Source organism: Geothrix sp., from assembly GCF_030219325.1.
Lineage (GTDB): Bacteria > Acidobacteriota > Holophagae > Holophagales > Holophagaceae > Geothrix.
The window spans coordinates 2,459,139-2,475,083 of the sequence record NZ_CP126625.1; the positions used below are offsets into that span (position 1 = coordinate 2,459,139).

Sequence of the window (15,945 nt, forward strand, 5' to 3'; positions counted from 1 at the left end):
AGGCGGTGGGGAACTACTTCCCCTCCCACCGCTTCCGATCCAGCCACACCTGCTGGTCCTTGCCACGGGCATCCTTGCCGCGCCAGTGGAGCTTGAGGGGGCCCTGGGCGTCCTTCTTCAGGATGGACACGCCGGTGCCTTCGCCGGTGCGCAGGAGGTGCAGCAGGCCCTCCACGCTGAGCACCTGGGGCAGGAAGGGCAGCGGCAGCTGGGACAGGTAGGTGGCGCGCTGGTCGAGCTTCTGGCGGGGCACCTGCAGGCGGTAACCCGAGGCGGCATCCCCCTCCAGCAGCAGCAGCCGCTCCCCGGGCGCGTGCAGCTCGAGGATGAGCTTGCCGCTGGCGGCTTCCATCAGCAGGCTGAGGGTGCCCACGCCCTCGCCATCGGCGCCCGCGTAGCCCCAGCCGTACTGGGCCCGCACGGGCGCCGCGGGCGCGGGGGCGACCACCGGCGGCGGGGCCTGGAGCGGCATCACTGGTCGTCCTCGTCGTCATCGGGTTTCACGGCGGGGGTCGCTGGCGTGGCCGTGGGCGCTTCCAGCTTCGCGGCCTGCTCCTTGGCGATGCGGATGCGCAGGTCACCCAGGCGTTTCTCCAGGGCGGATCGATCCGGGAAGACGAAGGCCAGGGCCCGGTCCCACTGCTCGGCGGCTTCCGCCAGCTTGCCCTGCTTCACCAGGACCTCGCCCAGGTGCTTGCGGACCTCGGGGCTGAAGGGGCTCAGCTCCGCGGCGCGGCGCAGCGTGGCCTCCGCCTCGGCGACGCGGCCCAGCTTGAACTGGGCCCAGCCCAGGCTGTCCACCACGTTGCCGTTGTCCGGCGTGGCTTTCGCGCTGGCCTCGATGAGGGCGGCGGCCTCCTCCAGGTCGCGGTCCTGCTCCAGCAGCAGGTAGCCGAGGTTGTTCTGCACCAGCGGGTTGGCCGGCTCCAGGGCCTGGGCCTCGCGCAGCACGGCCAGGGACTCCGCATGGCGATCGAGCTGGTCGTAGGCCTGGCTCTGCATGATCAGCATGTCCACGCGGCGCACCGGGGAGAGGGTGCGGGCCCGCTCCAGGGCCTCGAGGCACTTGTCCCAGCGCTGGAACTCCTGCCAGAGGGCGGCCATGCCCTCCAGGTGCAGCTGCTCCAGCGCGGCCCGCGTCTCCTTGCGGGAGAACACCGCGTACTCGAGGTACCTGGGCGGGAGCTTGGCGGCCTGCTGGAAGAAGGGCACCTTCGGGTAGCGGGCGATGCCCTCCTTGAGGGCGTCCAGCCCGCTCTTCCAGTCGTTGAGGCTGATGCAGGCCTGCGTCTTGAAGACCTGGGCCTCGCCGTCGGTGTGGGGGCGGGGGCGCCGGTCCTTCAGGAAGGCCAGCAGGGCCCTGCCCTTGCCCTGGAGCAGGAGGGATTCCGCGTACAGCATCGGCGCACCATCCCCGATCCACTGGGGTTCGATCTCCTGGGACACGATGCCGCGGAGGCGCCGCTCGGCCTCTTCGAAGCGGCCCAGGTTCATGAGGGCCCGCGCCGTGTGGAAGGTGAGGGTGGGGCTGGGCTTCAGGGCCTCGGCCTTGGCCAGCGTCTCGAGGGCCTCGGTCCAGCGCGCGGTCTGGATGCGCACGAGGGACACGTTCTCCCACAGTCCGGCTTCCTGGGGGACGTGGCTGGCCAGCAGGAGGAAGCTCTCCTCGGCATGGGCCAGGTAGCCGGCCTTGATCTGCTCCCGGGCCAGTTCCTCGAGCAAGCGGAGGTGCCGGTCCTCAGGGTGCCGGGCATTGAGGGCCAGCAGGGCCTCGCGCTTGCCTTCGTAGTTCTGGGTCGCGCGGGCGTGGATGAAGGCCCGCTCCCAGGCGGGTCCGAAGCTGGGGCGCATGCGGCCCAGGCGCAGCCAGGCCCGCAGGGCCCCCTCCCCGTCCTTGACCGTCTCGGAGGCCTCACCGAGGCGCGCCCAGAGCTCCGGATCCTGGGGCAGGCGGAGGGTGGCGGCCTTCAGCTCCCGGATGGCCTCCGGTGCCAGGGCGGCATCCTTCTGGGCCCGCTGGAACTGGAGCAGGGCCAAGTGGGCCTGGGCCTCGGCGTTCTGCGGGGCCAGCTCCACGGCCTTCCTCGCCGGGGCCACGGCGGCATCGGCATCCTGGGCCTCCTGGAGGGCCTCGGACAGCCGCAGGTTGGCCTCGGCGCTCTCGGGGACCTGCGCCAGCACGCGCCGGTAGAGGGCCGCCGCAGCCGTGGGATCGGCCCCACCGCCCCGCAGCTGGAGGGCACGGGCCTGGAGCATGAGGGCGCGGACATCCTCCGCGGAGGCGAGGGCCCCGGCGAGGAGCACCACGAGCAGTGAAGCGCGGAAATCAGACACGGACGGACTCCTGGTGGAGCAGGGCGAGGAGCCTGGCATGGGGGGATTCCCAGGCCTCGGGGGGCAGCGCCCGCTGCACGGCGGGTTCGCCGGGCCGCGGAAGGATGCATTGGATCTCGGTGGCGGGGGCGTCCTGGGTGGAGCCGGAGGCGTGGACCGCCTTCTTGTCGCGGGCCAGGAGGGGCAGGCAGTCGGCCCAGGGCGCCACCAGGGGGGCCAGGGGTGCCAGGCGCCGCACCAGCGGTTCGAGCAGGCCCGGCGGGAAGGGCTTCAGGCCCTGCTCCTCCGCCAGGAGGCAGGAGCCCAGGAGGCCCAGGCCCACGGCCTCGCCGTGCAGCAGCCGGTAGCCGGAGGCCGCCTCCAGGGCATGCCCCAGGGTGTGGCCCAGGTTCAGCAGGCGGCGCTCCCCGGCTTCGCGGGGGTCGCGGTGCACCACACCGGCCTTGAAGGCCAGCGCGCGCTCCACCCAGGCGACCTTCAGCGTCTCCTCCTGCAGCATCTCCTGGGCCCAGGCCATCTCGCCCACGATCAGGGCCGTCTTCACCAGCTCCCAGAGGCCGTTCTGCAGGTGCCGCTCGGGCAGGCCGGTGAGCAGGTCCGTGCAGGCCACCAGGCGGCGCGGCGCATGGAAGGCCCCCACCAGGTTCTTGCCCGCCGAGAGATCCGCGGCGGTCTTTCCGCCCAGGGCGGCATCGGCCATGGCCAGCAGGGTGGTGGGCCACACCTGCCAGGCGATGCCGCGCAGGAAGAGCGCCGCCGCCAGACCGGTCAGGTCGGACAGCACGCCGCCGCCCAGGGCCACTACGGTGGCATCCCGATGCAGCGGAATCCGGGCCCAGTGCTCCAGCCAGGGGATCACCGTGCGCAGCTTCTTCTCCTCCTCCGGCACCGACACCCACAGGGCGTGCTCCGGCTCGGGCATGCCCGCCCGGGCCCAGGCTTCGCGCAGCCGCAGGTCGCCCACCAGGGTCCACGCCCCTTCCGGGAGCAGCTCCCGGTCGGGGGCCTCCAGGAGGAAGACCTCCGTGGCGAACCCGGACGGCGTGGCCAGTCTCATTGCCGGCCCTTCAGCGTGGCCTCGGCCTGCATGGGCTGGTCGCCGCGCAGCCACTGGATCACGACCTTGTCGCCCGGCTTGAAGGCACCCAGCGCCCCCATGAAGTCATAGACGTTCTTCACGGGCTTGTCGCCGAACTGGATGAGGATGTCGCCGGTCTGCAGGCCGATGGTCTCGGCGGTGCCGCCCTTGGAGACGCCGTTGATGCGGAAGCCCTTCGGGTTGTCGGCGTAGTCGGGGATGGTGCCGAAGGCGATGCGCATGGGCCCGCCGTCGCCCCGGGAGGGCAGCTTGGCGGTCTCGGGATCGAAGGCGGGCAGCGTGTCCGCGTTGGCCAGATCCAGCGAGACGGCCTTGCCGAAGGCCACCAGCTTCACCATGCCGGGGAAGTTGATGAGGTTCGCCGTGTCGGTGGGCCGGTGGTACTCCCCGTGGATGCCGGTGAAGAAGAAGAAGGTGGGGATCTTGGCCTGGGAGAAGCTCATGTGGTCGGAGCCGCCCACGCTGGCGCCCACGTCCGCGCTGACGGCGAAATCCTTCGGCACGAACTTCTGGGCCGCTTCGACCGCGGATTTCGGGGCCCCGAGCCCGCCCATCATCAGCTTGGGCGCCTTGAGGTCGAGGCGGCCCACCATGTCGAAGTTGAGCATGAACTTCACGGACTCGAGCGGGTGCGTCGGATGCTGCACCCAGTACTGGGAGCCCAGCAGGCCCTCCTCCTCGCCGCCGAAGTGGAGCAGCAGGATGGAGCGTTTGGGCCGGGCCTGCTTCAGCGCCCGGGCCAGCTCCACGACCATGGCCGTGCCGGAGGCATTGTCGTCGGCGCCGGGATGCACCTGGCCGCGGGCCTCGGCGCCGCCCATGCTGTGGCGCTCGCCCATGCCCAGGTGGTCCATGTGCGCGCCCAGGGCGATGAATTCCTTCCGGAGCTTGGGATCCCGGCCGGGGATCACGGCCACCACGTTGGGCACCTGGGCCTCTTCGCGGCGGAGCTTCAGCTCCAGACTCAGCGTGACGGAAGGGGCGGAGGCGAAATCCTGGCTGGCGGGCTTCCCCGTCTCCTTGATGCTCTTGAACCGGGCCGCCAGGTCGCCGCAGGCGCCGCCCAGGGCCTCGCTGGTCATGCCCAGCACCGGGACGTCCACCTTCACGGGACCCTCCTCGCGCTGCAGGGGCCGGAGTCCGTTCTCTTCGAGCACGATGACACCGGCCACCTTGGCGGTCTCCAGCTTCTTCAGGCGGGCCAGCAGGCTCCGCTCCCCGCGGGGCAGGTGGGCGAAGGCGTCGAGATCCGGCACGGAGCGGGCGATCACGACGACGCGGTCCTTCAGCTCGAGGCCGGCCAGGTCGTCATAGCCGCCGGGGATCTGCACGCCGTAGCCCAGGAAGGCCAGGGCCTTGCCGCGGAAGCTGGCATCCCCGCTCAGGCCCAGGGCCTCGAGGTCCTTGCCCCACACCAGGGACCGGGAGCGGTCGCCCTGGAGGAGCGCGGCCTCCTGGCGCTCGCGGACCACCTTGGCGATGAAGGGGAAGCGCTGGATCTGGGTCTTGAGGCCGAGGGCCCTGAGCTCGCCCTCGATGCGCCGGGCGGCCTGGTCGAGCTCGGGGTAGCCATTGCCGCGGCCCTTCAGCTCCGGCGAGGCCAGGAAGGTCACGTCCCGCCGTAGCCGCTTCTCCATGGCCGCGTCGGCCTTGGAGGCGGGGGCCTGGGCTTGGGCCACGAGGGTGGCGGCAACAAGAACGGGCATCCAGGCGTTCATCGAGGCTCCGGGCGAACTTCCAGTTTACATGAGCCCCGCGCCCGCTCCGCCGGGGCATCCCTGGTCCCGGAGCAGGGTCGGCGCGGGATTCTCCACGTCCTGTGGGAGAATGGGCCCATGTCCGAACAGGGAGCCTTCTTCCAATCCGATCGCACCGATGATCGCCCCATGCGCCACGCCCTGCTCTGGCGCCTGGCCAGCTACCTGAAGCCCCAGTGGGCGGCGCTGCTCCTGCTGCTGGTCCTCATGGCCCTGGGCGCCTTCCTGGAGGTGCTGCCCTCGGAGCTGACGCTGCGCCTCATCAACCGGTTCATGGGCGAGGGCAGCCTCAAGGGCGGCGGCCCCATGGTGGCCGGGTTCTTCGGGGTGCTCATCGCCGGGTTCCTGGTGAGCTTCGCCCGCTACTTCATGCTGGCCAAGGTGGGCCAGAAGGCCATGCTCGAGCTCCGTGTCCAGCTCTTCGCGCACCTCATGGGGCGCAGCACGGACTTCTTCCACCGCAACCCCGTGGGCAGGCTGATGACCCGGGTGACCAGCGACGTCCAGAACCTGAACGAGATGTTCGCGTCTGGCTTCGTGGCCATCGTGGGGGACGCGCTGTCCCTGCTGGCCATCGTGGCCTGGATGTTCTGGACCCACGCCGGCATGGCCCTGGTGGCCCTGGTGATCCTGCCCTTCCTGCTGGTGGCCACGGAGTTCTTCCGCCGCCGCGCGGGCGAGGCCTTCCGCGAGACCCAGCGCCGCTACGCCGCCATCAACGCCTTCCTGCAGGAGCAGATCTCGGGCATGGGCCTGGTCCAGATCAATGCCCAGGAGTCGCGCAGCGACCAGCAGTTCAAGGTCCTCAACGAGGACTACTATCAGGCCTTCCTCCGCACGATCTTCGCCTACGCGGTGTTCTTCCCGGTGGTGGAGTTCATCACCTCGGGCACCCTGGCCGCGCTCATCTTCTATGCGGGCTTCAAGCTGAAGGCCGGGGCCATCACGTGGGGCCTGCTGCTGGCCTTCATCCAGCAGTCCAGCCGCTTCTTCCGGCCCATCCGCGAGCTGGCCGAGCGCTACAACGTGATGCAGACCGCCCTGGCCTCCAGCGAGCGCATCTTCCGCCTGCTGGACAACCGCGAGGAGATCCCCGAGATCCCCGGCGCCAAGGCCGCCAGCTTCGCCCGGGAGATCCGGCTCGAAGGCGTGACCTTCGCCTACGAGGAAGGCGGCCGGAAGGTCGTGCGGGAACTCAGCGGCGTCATCCCCAAGGGCCGGCGCATCGCCGTGGTGGGCCACACGGGGGCCGGCAAGAGCACCCTGATCAACCTGCTCATGCGCTTCTACGACGTCCGCGAGGGCCGCATCACCGTCGACGGGACGGACACCCGCCACCTCACCCTGCGCAGCCTCCGCGACCTCTTCGGCCTGGTGCTCCAGGACGTCTTCGTCTTTTCCGGAACGCTGCGCGACAACATCGTGCTGGACCGTCCCCTGGACGAGACCCGCCTCGCCTCCGTGCTGGACCAGAGCCAGCTCAAGGACCTGGTGGGCCGCCTGCCCCAGGGCCTGGATACCCAGGTGGGCGAGCGGGGCCAGAAGCTCAGCGCCGGCGAGCGGCAGCTGCTGGCCTTCGCCCGCATGCTCTACCTCGAACCGGCCGTGCTGCTGCTGGACGAGGCCACCGCCAACATCGACTCCGAGACCGAATCCAAGATCCAGACCGTCATCGAGCGCGTGAGCCACCGGCTTACCACCTTCACCATCGCCCACCGGCTCTCCACCATCCGCGACGCCGACGAGATCTGGGTCATGGACCAGGGCGCCCTCGTCGAGCGCGGCACCCACGACGGCCTCATCGCCCAGGACGGCGTCTACGCCAAGCTCGTGCGGCTGCAGTTCGCGGATGGGGAAGCGGCGTAATGAAGGCTGGGGTCCGGAGTCTGGAGGTACAGATTCCTGTGGCCGCCTTCGGCGGCGATGATCATTTGAGATTGGGCGAGGCACACCGAATGGGTCGGCGCCAATCTGGATGATTGACGCGGCGCATGGCGCCGCACCAACAAGCAGTACCTCCAGACTCCAGACTCCCTCGGGCAACGCATGCGTTGCCCGAAGTCTAAGGTCAGTCTGTAGACTGAGTTCCCATGCTCCGCCTCCCGCCCCTCTACCCCATCACCGACGCCTCGCGCCCCGAATCCCTGTCCGCGCAGATCCGCCAGCTGGGCGAGGCGGGCTTTCCGCTGGTCCAGTTCCGGGGCAAGCCCCTGGACGCGCAGGCCCAGTGGACGGAGCTGCGCACGGCCCTGGCCGAGGCGGCTGCCAATGGGGGCTGGCCCATGATCTGCGTCAACGACCGCGCGGATCTGGCCATCCTCGCCGCCCGGGAGGACCTGACCCCCTGGGGCCTGCACCTGGGCCAGGAGGACCTGCCCGCCCGTGAAGCCCAGGCCCTGCCGGGGCTGGCGGGCCTCCACCTCGGCGCCTCCACCCACGAGGCCAGTGAGTGGGCGGCCGTGAACCGCGCTTGTGACCACGCCGGAGTTGGCCCCTTCCGGGGCACGCCTTCCAAAGCCGATCACGCCGAACCCATCGGCCTGGAAGGACTGCAAGCGGGCTGCGCAGCCCTCCGCGCCCAGGCCATCGCCCCCATCGCCATCGGCGGCCTGACCCTCGCGGATGCCGGCCCCTGCTTCGAGGCCGGCGCCGAGTCCCTGGCCATGGTGGGCGAGATCCACCGCGCCGCGGACCCGGCCGCCCTCGGCTGGGCGATCCAGCGGGAGCGCTGGCGGGTCCGCCCCCCCTTCCGTCCCGGCCAGGGCCTCGTGCTGCTGGGCGGCAGCGGCGGCGGGAAGACCTCCCTGGGCCGGCTGCTGGCCTTCCGGATGGCCCTGCCCTTCCACGACCTGGACGCGGTCATCGAGGGCCACGCCGGCCGTGCGGTGGCGGAGCTCTTCGAAGCGCGCGGGGAGGCGGCCTTCCGGGCCCTGGAATCGGAGCTTCTCCCCGGGCTCCTGGCGGCGCCCGCGGTGGTGGCCCTGGGCGGGGGTGCCTGGGAGGCCGAGGCCAACCGCCTGGCCGTGGACGCCAGCGGCTTCGCCGCGCTGTGGCTGGCGGAGACGCCCGCCCGGGCCTGGGAGCGGGCGGGGCGGGATCCCAAGCGCCCCCTGGCCCAGGACCCGGCCGTCTTCATGGCCCGCTGGCGCAGGCGGATGCCGGCCTGGGCGCAAGCGGACATGCTCCTCGCCTTTGGTCACAGTTCGCGGGACCTCGCGTCAGCCTTGCTAGACTGAGATGCCTCCCCTGGACATCCCTTGGACCTGATCCTCTCCGATCTGCACGCGAACCTGCACGCCCTCCGGGCCGTGCTGCGCTTCGCGCGGCGACGGGCCATCCACCGCTTCGTGCTGCTGGGCGACCTGGTGGGCTACGGGGCCAACCCCAATCAGCTGCTGGACAAGGTGAAGGAATGGCGCCCGCGGTACATGGTGCGCGGCAACCACGACAAAGTCTGCGCGGGCCTGGAGCCGGACGGCTCCTTCAGCCTGCCCGCCAAGCAGGCGGCGGATTGGACCCGCGACCGCCTGCGGCAGGACAACTGGCGCTTCCTGGCGGACCTGCCCGTGGGCCCGCTCTGGGTGGGCGAGGACTACCAGATCTCGCATGGCTCCCCCATGGACGAGGACGCCTACCTCCTCCACATGCGGGAGATCAGCCAGGCCTTCGACGCCTTCGAGGGCCAGCTCTGCTTCTTCGGCCACACCCACCTGCCCGGCTGCTTCGAGCTGGATGAGGCCCGGGGCCAGCTGAACTGGATCTGCCTCCAGCCCGGCGAGTGGTTCCAGCTGCAGCCGCACTGCCGGTACCTCGTGAATCCGGGCTCGGTGGGCCAGCCCCGCGACCGGGACCCCCGCGTCTCGTTCATGACCTACAACCCCAAGCGCCACTGCCTGAGGCTGCACCGCCTCGACTATGACGTGAAGGGCGCGGCCAAGGCCATCCTGGCCGCCGGGCTGCATCGCAACCTGGCAGAGCGGCTGGGTCAAGGCATTTGAAAGGCAGGACCCCATGGGCCACGCATCACATCTGTCCGCACCTGTCCTGGAGCAGTTCCTCCACCAGGCCCGCCTGACCAGGGCCGTGGCGAGCCTCCGGCTCCAGGATGCCAACGCGCGGCTGCTTGGGGACCTGCGGATCCACGGCTTCCGCGCCGGCTCGACCCTGGAGCTGTCCGGCCTGCATGTCCGGGATTCGGTTCCCGCCGACGGCACGGCCGTGACCCTGACCATCCTGCTGGGCGACGAAGTGCTCACCCTGGAATCGCTCCTCCTCTCCCCCGTCCACGATGGGCCCGGGGGCACCCTCCTGCGGCTGGACTGGCCGCATGAATCGGCCCGCCTCCACCACCGTCGCGACGTCCGGGTGGCCGGGCCCGACCAGACGCCCCTCAAGGTCCGCGTCGGCCTGGGCGGACGGCAGCTGGAGGCCCTGCTGGTCAACCTCACGGAAACCGGCGTGGGGCTCGCCCTGAACGAGCCGCTGATGGTGGACCTGCACGCCCAGGTGGACATCGACGCCGAGCTGCCGGATGGCGCCGTCCTGCGCTGTCCGGGGGAGGTCCTGCACCTCACCTACCTCCAGGGCCAGGACTACCCGACGCGCCTGGGCGTGGTGCTGCACCCGCGCCCGGACACCGATCTCGAACCCATCCACCGGTTCATCCAGGCCCGGCGCACCGACCGCTCCCAGAGCTTCCGGCGCGGCTGAGCTGGCGGTTCAGCGCCTCCGCAGGCTCACCGCGGCGCCGCCGGCACCGAGGAGCAGCATGATCACGGCCTGGACCATGGTCTTGTAGGAGATCTCCGCCCCGCCGAAGAGTGCCGACCGGACGAAGAGCAGCCCCGCCACGAGCAGCAGTGCGTAGATGCCGAGCATGATCTTCCGGGCCTTCTCGTTGGTCGCTGGCGTGTCCTCCGCGAAGACCCGGTCGTAGAAGATGAGGCCGATGGCGGCCACCACGTTCAGGGCCACGAAGAGCAGCCAGAAGGTGCGGGCCGCCGCCGCCGCGCCGGGCTGGCCCACCAGGGGCTTCAGCATGGAGCCGTAGAGCATGCCACCCAGGCTCGAGCCGATGAGGCTGCCGATGACGCCGTAGAGGAAGGCGTAGCCCATGTAGACGGCCTTCTTGTCGGCCGGGGCCACCAGGCCCACGTAGCTGTAGTACTTCGGATGGGCGGTCATCTCGCCGATGGAGAAGACCGAGATGCCGAGGATGAAGATCCACACGTTGGTGGAGGCGGCGAGGCAGAGGAAGCCGAGGGTGCCGATGACGATGCCCGAGACCATGGTGGGCAGGGGGCGGATGTTCCTGACGATGCGGCTGACCAGGACCTGCAGCAGGATGATCGTCCCGCCGTTGACCACCGTGACGTGCTCCGCGTCGAACTTCAGCGGGATGCCGATGGAGGCGAAGAGCCGGTTCACCGGCGTGGCGTCCACGAAGTCCCGGAGGTACCAGAGCACGGAACCGAAGTTCTGGAAGTAGAGGATCCAGAAGCCGGAGTAGACCACGATCATCAGCATGAAGCGCGCATCGCCCAGCACCATGGCCGCGCCGTGGGCCACCTCGCGCAGGTTCTTGGTGTTCTCGGGCTTGGGCGGATCCTTGAACAGGAACACCGTCGGCACCAGCATGGCGGCGCAGTAGATGGCCGAGGCGATGAACACGTAGCGCCAGGAGAAGCCCTTCAGCACGCTCACCACGAGGGGCGCCAGGAAGGCCCCGATGTTGATCATCCAGTAGTAGATGCCGAAGCCGAACCCCGAGTTCTCCTCGGTGGTGGTGCGGGCGAGGGTGCCCGAGATGATGGGCTTGAACAGGCCCGCGCCGGTCGCCATCAGCAGCAGCGCCGCGAACACCGCCCCGTACATCGTGACGTTGCCCGCGATGAAGTAGCCCGCCGACAGGATGGAGAAGGCGAACAGGAGCATGCGCCGGTAGCCGTAGCGGTCCGCCAGGGCGCCGCCCGCGATGGGGATGACGTAGGTGAAGGCGTAGATGAGGCTCTGCAGGAAGCCCACGGACTGTTCCGTGAAACCCAGGCCCCCTTCGGAGATCTTGTTCGTGAGGTAGACCGCGAGCACCGAGTTGAGGCCGTAGTAGGCCGCCCGCTCGAAGAGCTCCATGACGTTCGCCAGCCAGAAGACGGGCGGGAAGGAGCGAAGGATTCCGGCAGGGCGTGGCGTCGACATCCGGCGATTATACGGGACGACCGGGTCATCCAAGCAGGCGGGATGCGCCTAGCCGCCCCCCCGCTGGAAGCCCCGGTGGAACCGGGCCATGAACGCCTCGGCCTCGACCTCCGTATGGCCCTCCAGGCTGATCTCCACGGCCTGGCAGGGCAGCACCACGCTGCCCAGGCGGCGGTCCGGGAGCGGCCGCAGCCGGATCGTCCAGCGCAGGCCGCACTCGGCGCCCCTGAAGACGCCATCCGCCTCGGCGACCTCGACCCCTCCCACGGCGCCGGGCAGAAGACGGAGGAAGTCCTCCCGGTTGAGGCTCATCTCCAGACTCACCTGCACGGACTCACCCTCCGGCCACGGGGGGCCAGATGGCCAGGACCTCGCCCTCCGCGAGCTCGCGGGCGGCCCGGTCCGCCTGGGCCACCCACACGCCATCCACCAGCACGATGGCGCACTGGGCCGCCGGAATGCCCTGGTCCCGGATCACGTCCAGCACCGTGGCGCCCGGCGCCACCTCCAGCTCGAGGCGGTGACGGGATCGCACCTCGGCCGGGAGGTGGACGGCGAGGGAGGCGAAGAGCTTGAGGGAGATCTTCACGCGTCGCCTCCTGCGCCGCGCCCTGCGGGCTTCGGCTTCGCCAATGTGGCCCTTCGCTCCTGCTGCGGGTTCACGCGTCGCCTCCTGCGCCGCGCCCTGCGGGCTTCGGCTTCGCCAAAGTGGCCCTTCGCTCCTGCTGCGTGCTCATGCCTTCAGACTACGCTGTGCGCCGCTGCCAGGTAGGCCTGCATGATCAGGGTGGGATCCGCCATCAGGCGCTGCTTCCAGGCGCCCAGGCGCACGCGGCCTTCGATGAGGCCTCGCAGGGCGCCCACGTGGTCGGTGAATCCGACCGTGTTCGCACCCACCAGACGGTCGCCCTCGAACTGCAGGTTGAGGTAGCGGTAGCGGGCCCCGTCCAGCACCTCGGCGGATTCGCCGCCGGGCACGCCCTGCCATTCCCCGAAGGACGAGGAGACCAGACCCAGGGTGGTGAGCACGTTGAACACGAAGCTGCCCTTGAAGCGGGCGGCCCGGCCGGCCATGTTCAGCGCCGCGATGCGTCCCTGTTCCACCGCGTTGGGCTGGATGGCATTGAGCTGACGCTTCCCCGTGAGGCAGTCCGTGGCTTCCGCCACATCCCCGGCCGCATAGACGCCGGGCACGCTGCTCTGCAGGTTGTCGTCGACGACGATGCCCTGAGCCACCTCGATGCTGCTGCCTGCCAGGAAGTCCAGGTTCGGATCCACCCCCACGGCGCTCAGGTAGATGTCCGCGGGGAGGACGCGCCCATCCGCCAGGGCGACCCGGAGGACGCCGCCCTCCGAGGTGAGTCCCGTGGGCTGCGTGTGGGTGAGGATCTTCACGCCCTTGGCCTCGCACCAGCGGCGAAGCATATCGCTGGCCGTGGCGTTCATCATGCGGCGCACCATGTAGCCGCTGCGGACGAGGATCGTGAGATCCACCCCCCGCGACAGCAGGCCCTCCATGATGATGCAGCCCACGAAGCCCGCGCCCATCTGCACGATGCGGGCGCCGGGCCGGGCCTGGGCGAGGATGGCCCTGGCATCATCCAGGGTCCAGCAGGCCTGGACGCCCGGCAGGTCGATGCCGGGAATCCGCTCCCGGCTGGGCCTTGAGCCGGTGGCAATGAGCAGCCGGTCATAGGACAGGCCCCGGCCACCGACATCCACTGTGCGGGCCGCCGTATCCACCGCCTTCGCGCTGGCCTGCACCAGCTGGATGCGCAGGCGCGCGTAGTGGTCCGCATCCTTGCGGAGGTGGGTGCCCGCCTCCGGGATGTCCCCCCGCAACAGGTAGGGGATGGCCATGCGGGAATAGGGCGGGCCCGCCTCGCCGCAGAGCATCGTGATCTCCGCGGCGGGGTCGGCCTTGCGCAGGGTCTCCGCCGCGACCACCCCGGCGGGCCCGCTTCCGATGATGAGGTGTCGCATAAAGGCCTGCGTCCGTTCACACGCCGAGACGCGTTCGCGTCTCGGCGGTAGGCACACCCTCCGGTGTCCACCCACGAACTCGGTAGTACTCGGGCAGCATGATGTCGAGTTTCGACACGGCGCCCTTCTGGGGGCCGGTCTTGGCGGCCTCCTTCATGAGGCGGGGCGGCAGGTTGTCGTCCTTGCCCGTGAGCCCGGCGGCGAGGTTGAACTCGCGCTCCATGTTCCAGATGCGCTCGCCGATGAGGAGCAGCCGCTCCTCGGACCAGTCGCCCTCGCAGGCGGCCTGGAGCTGGGGCTGGATGTCCTGCAGGCCCCAGGCGAAGGTGGTGAAGAGGCAGAGGCCGCTGGAATCCACCACGGCGGTGAGGTCCTGGAAGGCCTTCAGCATGGCGGGCTTCCCCTCGGTGGCCTGGGGCTCCATCTTCACGGGGATGCCCAGCACTTCCGGCGACACCATGTAGCCGCGCAGGTGGCAGGCACCGCGGTTGCTGGTGGCGTAGGCGAGTCCCATGCCCTGCAGGCCGCGGCCATCGTAGGCCGGGAACTCCTGGCCCTTGACGGTCATGGACAGCTCGGGCTTGCCGTACTTCGCGCAGAGCCGCTTGGAGCCCAGGCCGATCTCCTTGCCGAAACCCTCGCCCCTGGCCGTGAGTTCCGCCAGCTTCACCATGCCCTCGGTGGAGCCGAAGGGCAGCTCGAAGCCGACGATCTCCTTGGTGAGGATGCCCAGGTCGTAGAGCTCCATGGCGGCGCCGACGGTGGCACCGAAGGAGATGGGATCGAAGCCGTCCTCGTTGCAGAGGAAGTTGGCGTAAGTGAGGGCTTCCAGATCGGACACGCCGTTGGCGGCGCCCAGGGCCCAGGCCGCCTCGTACTCCACGCCGCCGGAGGCGCCGTGGTACTGGGGCTTGTCCTTGATGGTGAAGTGGCCCGGATCCATCTTGGAGATGCGGCCGCAGGCGATGGTGCAGCCGAAGCAGGCGCCGTTGGTGACGAGGTTCGCCTTGCCGTCCGTGGGCCGCTTCTCGTGCATGGCCTCGCCACCGATGGCCATGGCGCCCTCGAACTGCACGTCGCGGTGGTTGCGGGTGGGCAGCGCGCCCAGCTCGTTGATGACGTTCATCAGCACCTGGGTGCCGTAGGTGGGGAGCCCCTGCCCTGTCACGCCGTTGGCGGCCAGCACCTTCTTGCCGGCATCCACGGCAGTGAAGAAGGCATCGGGATCCGCGATCTGGTAGGCATCGGTGCGGGTGCCGCGCACGGCCACGGCCTTGAGGTTCTTCGAGCCCATGACCGCACCCACACCGGAGCGCCCGGCGGCCCGGTGCAGGTCGTTGACGATGGCGGCGTAGAGCACCTTGTTCTCACCGGCCCGGCCGATGGCGGCCACGCGGATCTGGGGATCCTGGTGCTGCTTCTTGATGGTCTCCTCGGTCTCCCAGACGGTCTTGCCCCACAGGTGGGAGGCATCGACCAGTTCGGCCTTCCCATCCGTGATCAGCAGGTAGACGGGCTTTGGAGCAGCACCCTCGAAGATCACCATGTCCCAGCCCGCGAACTTCAGCTCGGCCCCGAAGTAGCCGCCGGAGTTGGAGCAGGCGATGGCGCCCGTGAGCGGCCCCTTGGTGACCACGGAGTAGCGGCCACCCGTGGCGGCCATGGTGCCGGTGAGGGGACCGGTCACGAAGATCATCTTGTTCTTGGGGGAGAAGGGATCCACCTTGGGATCCGTCTCAGAGACGAAGTACTTGGTGGCGAGGCCCCGCTGGCCCAGGTAGTCGCGGGCCCAGTCCATGTTCAGGGGCTCCGTGGTGCAGGTACCCGCCTCAAGATTCACGCGAAGGACGTTCTTGGTCCATGCCATGGCAGTCTCTCCTCACGCCGTCGCTTGGTTGGTGTCGGTCTTGCCGGCCCACTGGCGCATCTTGTCGAGGCCGGTCCAGTCCGAGTCCACATAGGTGATGGCCGCCGTCGGGCAGGCCTTGGCGCAGGCCGGCGCGCCGTCGCAGAGGTCGCACTTCTGCACCTTGCCGGTCTGCGCCACGTAGTTGATGGTGCCGAAGGGGCAGGCAATCGTGCAGACCTTGCAGCCGACGCAGGTGGGCTCCAGCACGATCTTCGCGCCGGTGTCGGGATCCAGCCTGATGGCATCCACCGGGCAGGCGATCATGCACCAGGCTTCGTCGCACTGGGTGCAGGTGTAGGGCACGAAGCGGCCCGCCTCGTGGAAACTGAACACCTTGATCCGCGACTTCGCGGTGGTGAAGCTCCGGTAGTTCTCCCAGGAGCAGGCCATCTCGCACTGCAGACAGCCCGTGCACTTGTTGGGATCGATGTGGAGGGACTTCTGCATGGCCATGCCTCCTTATGGATGTGCTGTCGGGGGTGCGGCGATGATCATAAATCGGATAACGGCCGCGGCTCCGACTTTTTCACTGGCCTTCGACGGAAAGACGGAGTGCCTTGGCTGGCATGGCTTCCCGGGGATGGAATGGAGGAGTCTCTGTCTCAATTTCCCTCCGCCCGGGCCGCCGGGATGGGTGGCCGTCCCCACCCCCGCCCTTGTGGCCGGTT

14 protein-coding genes are annotated in these 15,945 nt (G+C 69.7%); 4 read left to right on the forward strand and 10 right to left on the reverse strand.

Translation table 11 applies throughout. The features are described 5' to 3' along the window. Nucleotides 1-13: 13 nt before the first annotated feature. From QOZ81_RS11045 to QOZ81_RS11060, 4 genes are read right to left on the reverse strand one after another with little or no spacing between them, the layout of a single operon-like run. Nucleotides 14-472, reverse strand: a complete 459-nt coding sequence (locus QOZ81_RS11045) for a hypothetical protein (protein ID WP_291206705.1) — start codon at nucleotides 470-472, stop codon at nucleotides 14-16. After that, the gene (locus QOZ81_RS11050; protein ID WP_291206702.1) at nucleotides 472-2,334 is read right to left on the reverse strand and encodes a tetratricopeptide repeat protein; all 1,863 of its coding nucleotides are present in this window, start codon (nucleotides 2,332-2,334) and stop codon (nucleotides 472-474) included. Before QOZ81_RS11050 ends, QOZ81_RS11045 begins: the two co-directional genes overlap by 1 nt. Beyond that, nucleotides 2,327-3,391 carry a 3-dehydroquinate synthase gene (locus QOZ81_RS11055; RefSeq protein ID WP_291206699.1) on the reverse strand — a complete coding sequence of 355 codons (1,065 nt, stop codon included), beginning with the start codon at nucleotides 3,389-3,391 and terminating at the stop codon, nucleotides 2,327-2,329. Before QOZ81_RS11055 ends, QOZ81_RS11050 begins: the two co-directional genes overlap by 8 nt. Next, nucleotides 3,388-5,151, reverse strand: coding sequence for a M20/M25/M40 family metallo-hydrolase (locus tag QOZ81_RS11060; protein ID WP_291206696.1), 1,764 nt, complete (start codon nucleotides 5,149-5,151; stop codon nucleotides 3,388-3,390). The genes QOZ81_RS11055 and QOZ81_RS11060 overlap by 4 nt, the downstream gene beginning before the upstream one ends. Nucleotides 5,152-5,268: 117 nt before the next feature. On the opposite strand from QOZ81_RS11060, the gene QOZ81_RS11065 reads away from it, so the two are divergent. The 4 genes from QOZ81_RS11065 to QOZ81_RS11080 all read left to right on the forward strand — a co-directional run bounded on the left by QOZ81_RS11065 (nucleotide 5,269) and on the right by QOZ81_RS11080 (nucleotide 9,900). Then, on the forward strand, nucleotides 5,269-7,056 hold the full coding sequence (locus QOZ81_RS11065; RefSeq protein WP_291206691.1) for an ABC transporter ATP-binding protein: 1,788 nt from the start codon (nucleotides 5,269-5,271) through the stop codon (nucleotides 7,054-7,056). Nucleotides 7,057-7,280: 224 nt separating this feature from the next. Next, complete coding sequence (locus QOZ81_RS11070) at nucleotides 7,281-8,426, forward strand: thiamine phosphate synthase (RefSeq protein ID WP_291206689.1); 1,146 nt, start codon at nucleotides 7,281-7,283, stop codon at nucleotides 8,424-8,426. A 21-nt stretch (nucleotides 8,427-8,447) separates the two neighbouring features. Further along, nucleotides 8,448-9,188 carry a metallophosphoesterase family protein gene (locus tag QOZ81_RS11075; protein WP_291206684.1) on the forward strand — a complete coding sequence of 247 codons (741 nt, stop codon included), beginning with the start codon at nucleotides 8,448-8,450 and terminating at the stop codon, nucleotides 9,186-9,188. Between the two features lie 13 nt (nucleotides 9,189-9,201). Continuing rightward, the gene (locus QOZ81_RS11080; RefSeq protein WP_291206681.1) at nucleotides 9,202-9,900 is read left to right on the forward strand and encodes a PilZ domain-containing protein; all 699 of its coding nucleotides are present in this window, start codon (nucleotides 9,202-9,204) and stop codon (nucleotides 9,898-9,900) included. A gap of 9 nt (nucleotides 9,901-9,909) precedes the next feature. Here QOZ81_RS11080 and QOZ81_RS11085 read toward each other — a convergent pair whose 3' ends face one another. The 6 genes from QOZ81_RS11085 to QOZ81_RS11110 all read right to left on the reverse strand — a co-directional run bounded on the left by QOZ81_RS11085 (nucleotide 9,910) and on the right by QOZ81_RS11110 (nucleotide 15,724). Next, entirely contained in the window at nucleotides 9,910-11,385 is a 1,476-nt protein-coding gene (locus QOZ81_RS11085; protein WP_291206678.1) for an MFS transporter, read from the reverse strand. 48 nt (nucleotides 11,386-11,433) lie between these two features. Continuing rightward, the gene (locus QOZ81_RS11090) at nucleotides 11,434-11,715 is read right to left on the reverse strand and encodes a hypothetical protein (protein ID WP_291206675.1); all 282 of its coding nucleotides are present in this window, start codon (nucleotides 11,713-11,715) and stop codon (nucleotides 11,434-11,436) included. A 4-nt stretch (nucleotides 11,716-11,719) separates the two neighbouring features. Further along, the gene (locus tag QOZ81_RS11095) at nucleotides 11,720-11,974 is read right to left on the reverse strand and encodes a MoaD/ThiS family protein (RefSeq protein WP_291206672.1); all 255 of its coding nucleotides are present in this window, start codon (nucleotides 11,972-11,974) and stop codon (nucleotides 11,720-11,722) included. Between the two features lie 152 nt (nucleotides 11,975-12,126). Next, on the reverse strand, nucleotides 12,127-13,368 hold the full coding sequence (locus tag QOZ81_RS11100) for an NAD(P)/FAD-dependent oxidoreductase (RefSeq protein ID WP_291206669.1): 1,242 nt from the start codon (nucleotides 13,366-13,368) through the stop codon (nucleotides 12,127-12,129). A gap of 16 nt (nucleotides 13,369-13,384) precedes the next feature. After that, complete coding sequence (locus QOZ81_RS11105; RefSeq protein ID WP_291206666.1) at nucleotides 13,385-15,235, reverse strand: aldehyde ferredoxin oxidoreductase family protein; 1,851 nt, start codon at nucleotides 15,233-15,235, stop codon at nucleotides 13,385-13,387. A gap of 12 nt (nucleotides 15,236-15,247) precedes the next feature. Continuing rightward, nucleotides 15,248-15,724, reverse strand: coding sequence for a 4Fe-4S dicluster domain-containing protein (locus tag QOZ81_RS11110; protein WP_291206663.1), 477 nt, complete (start codon nucleotides 15,722-15,724; stop codon nucleotides 15,248-15,250). Between the last annotated feature and the right edge of the window lie 221 nt (nucleotides 15,725-15,945).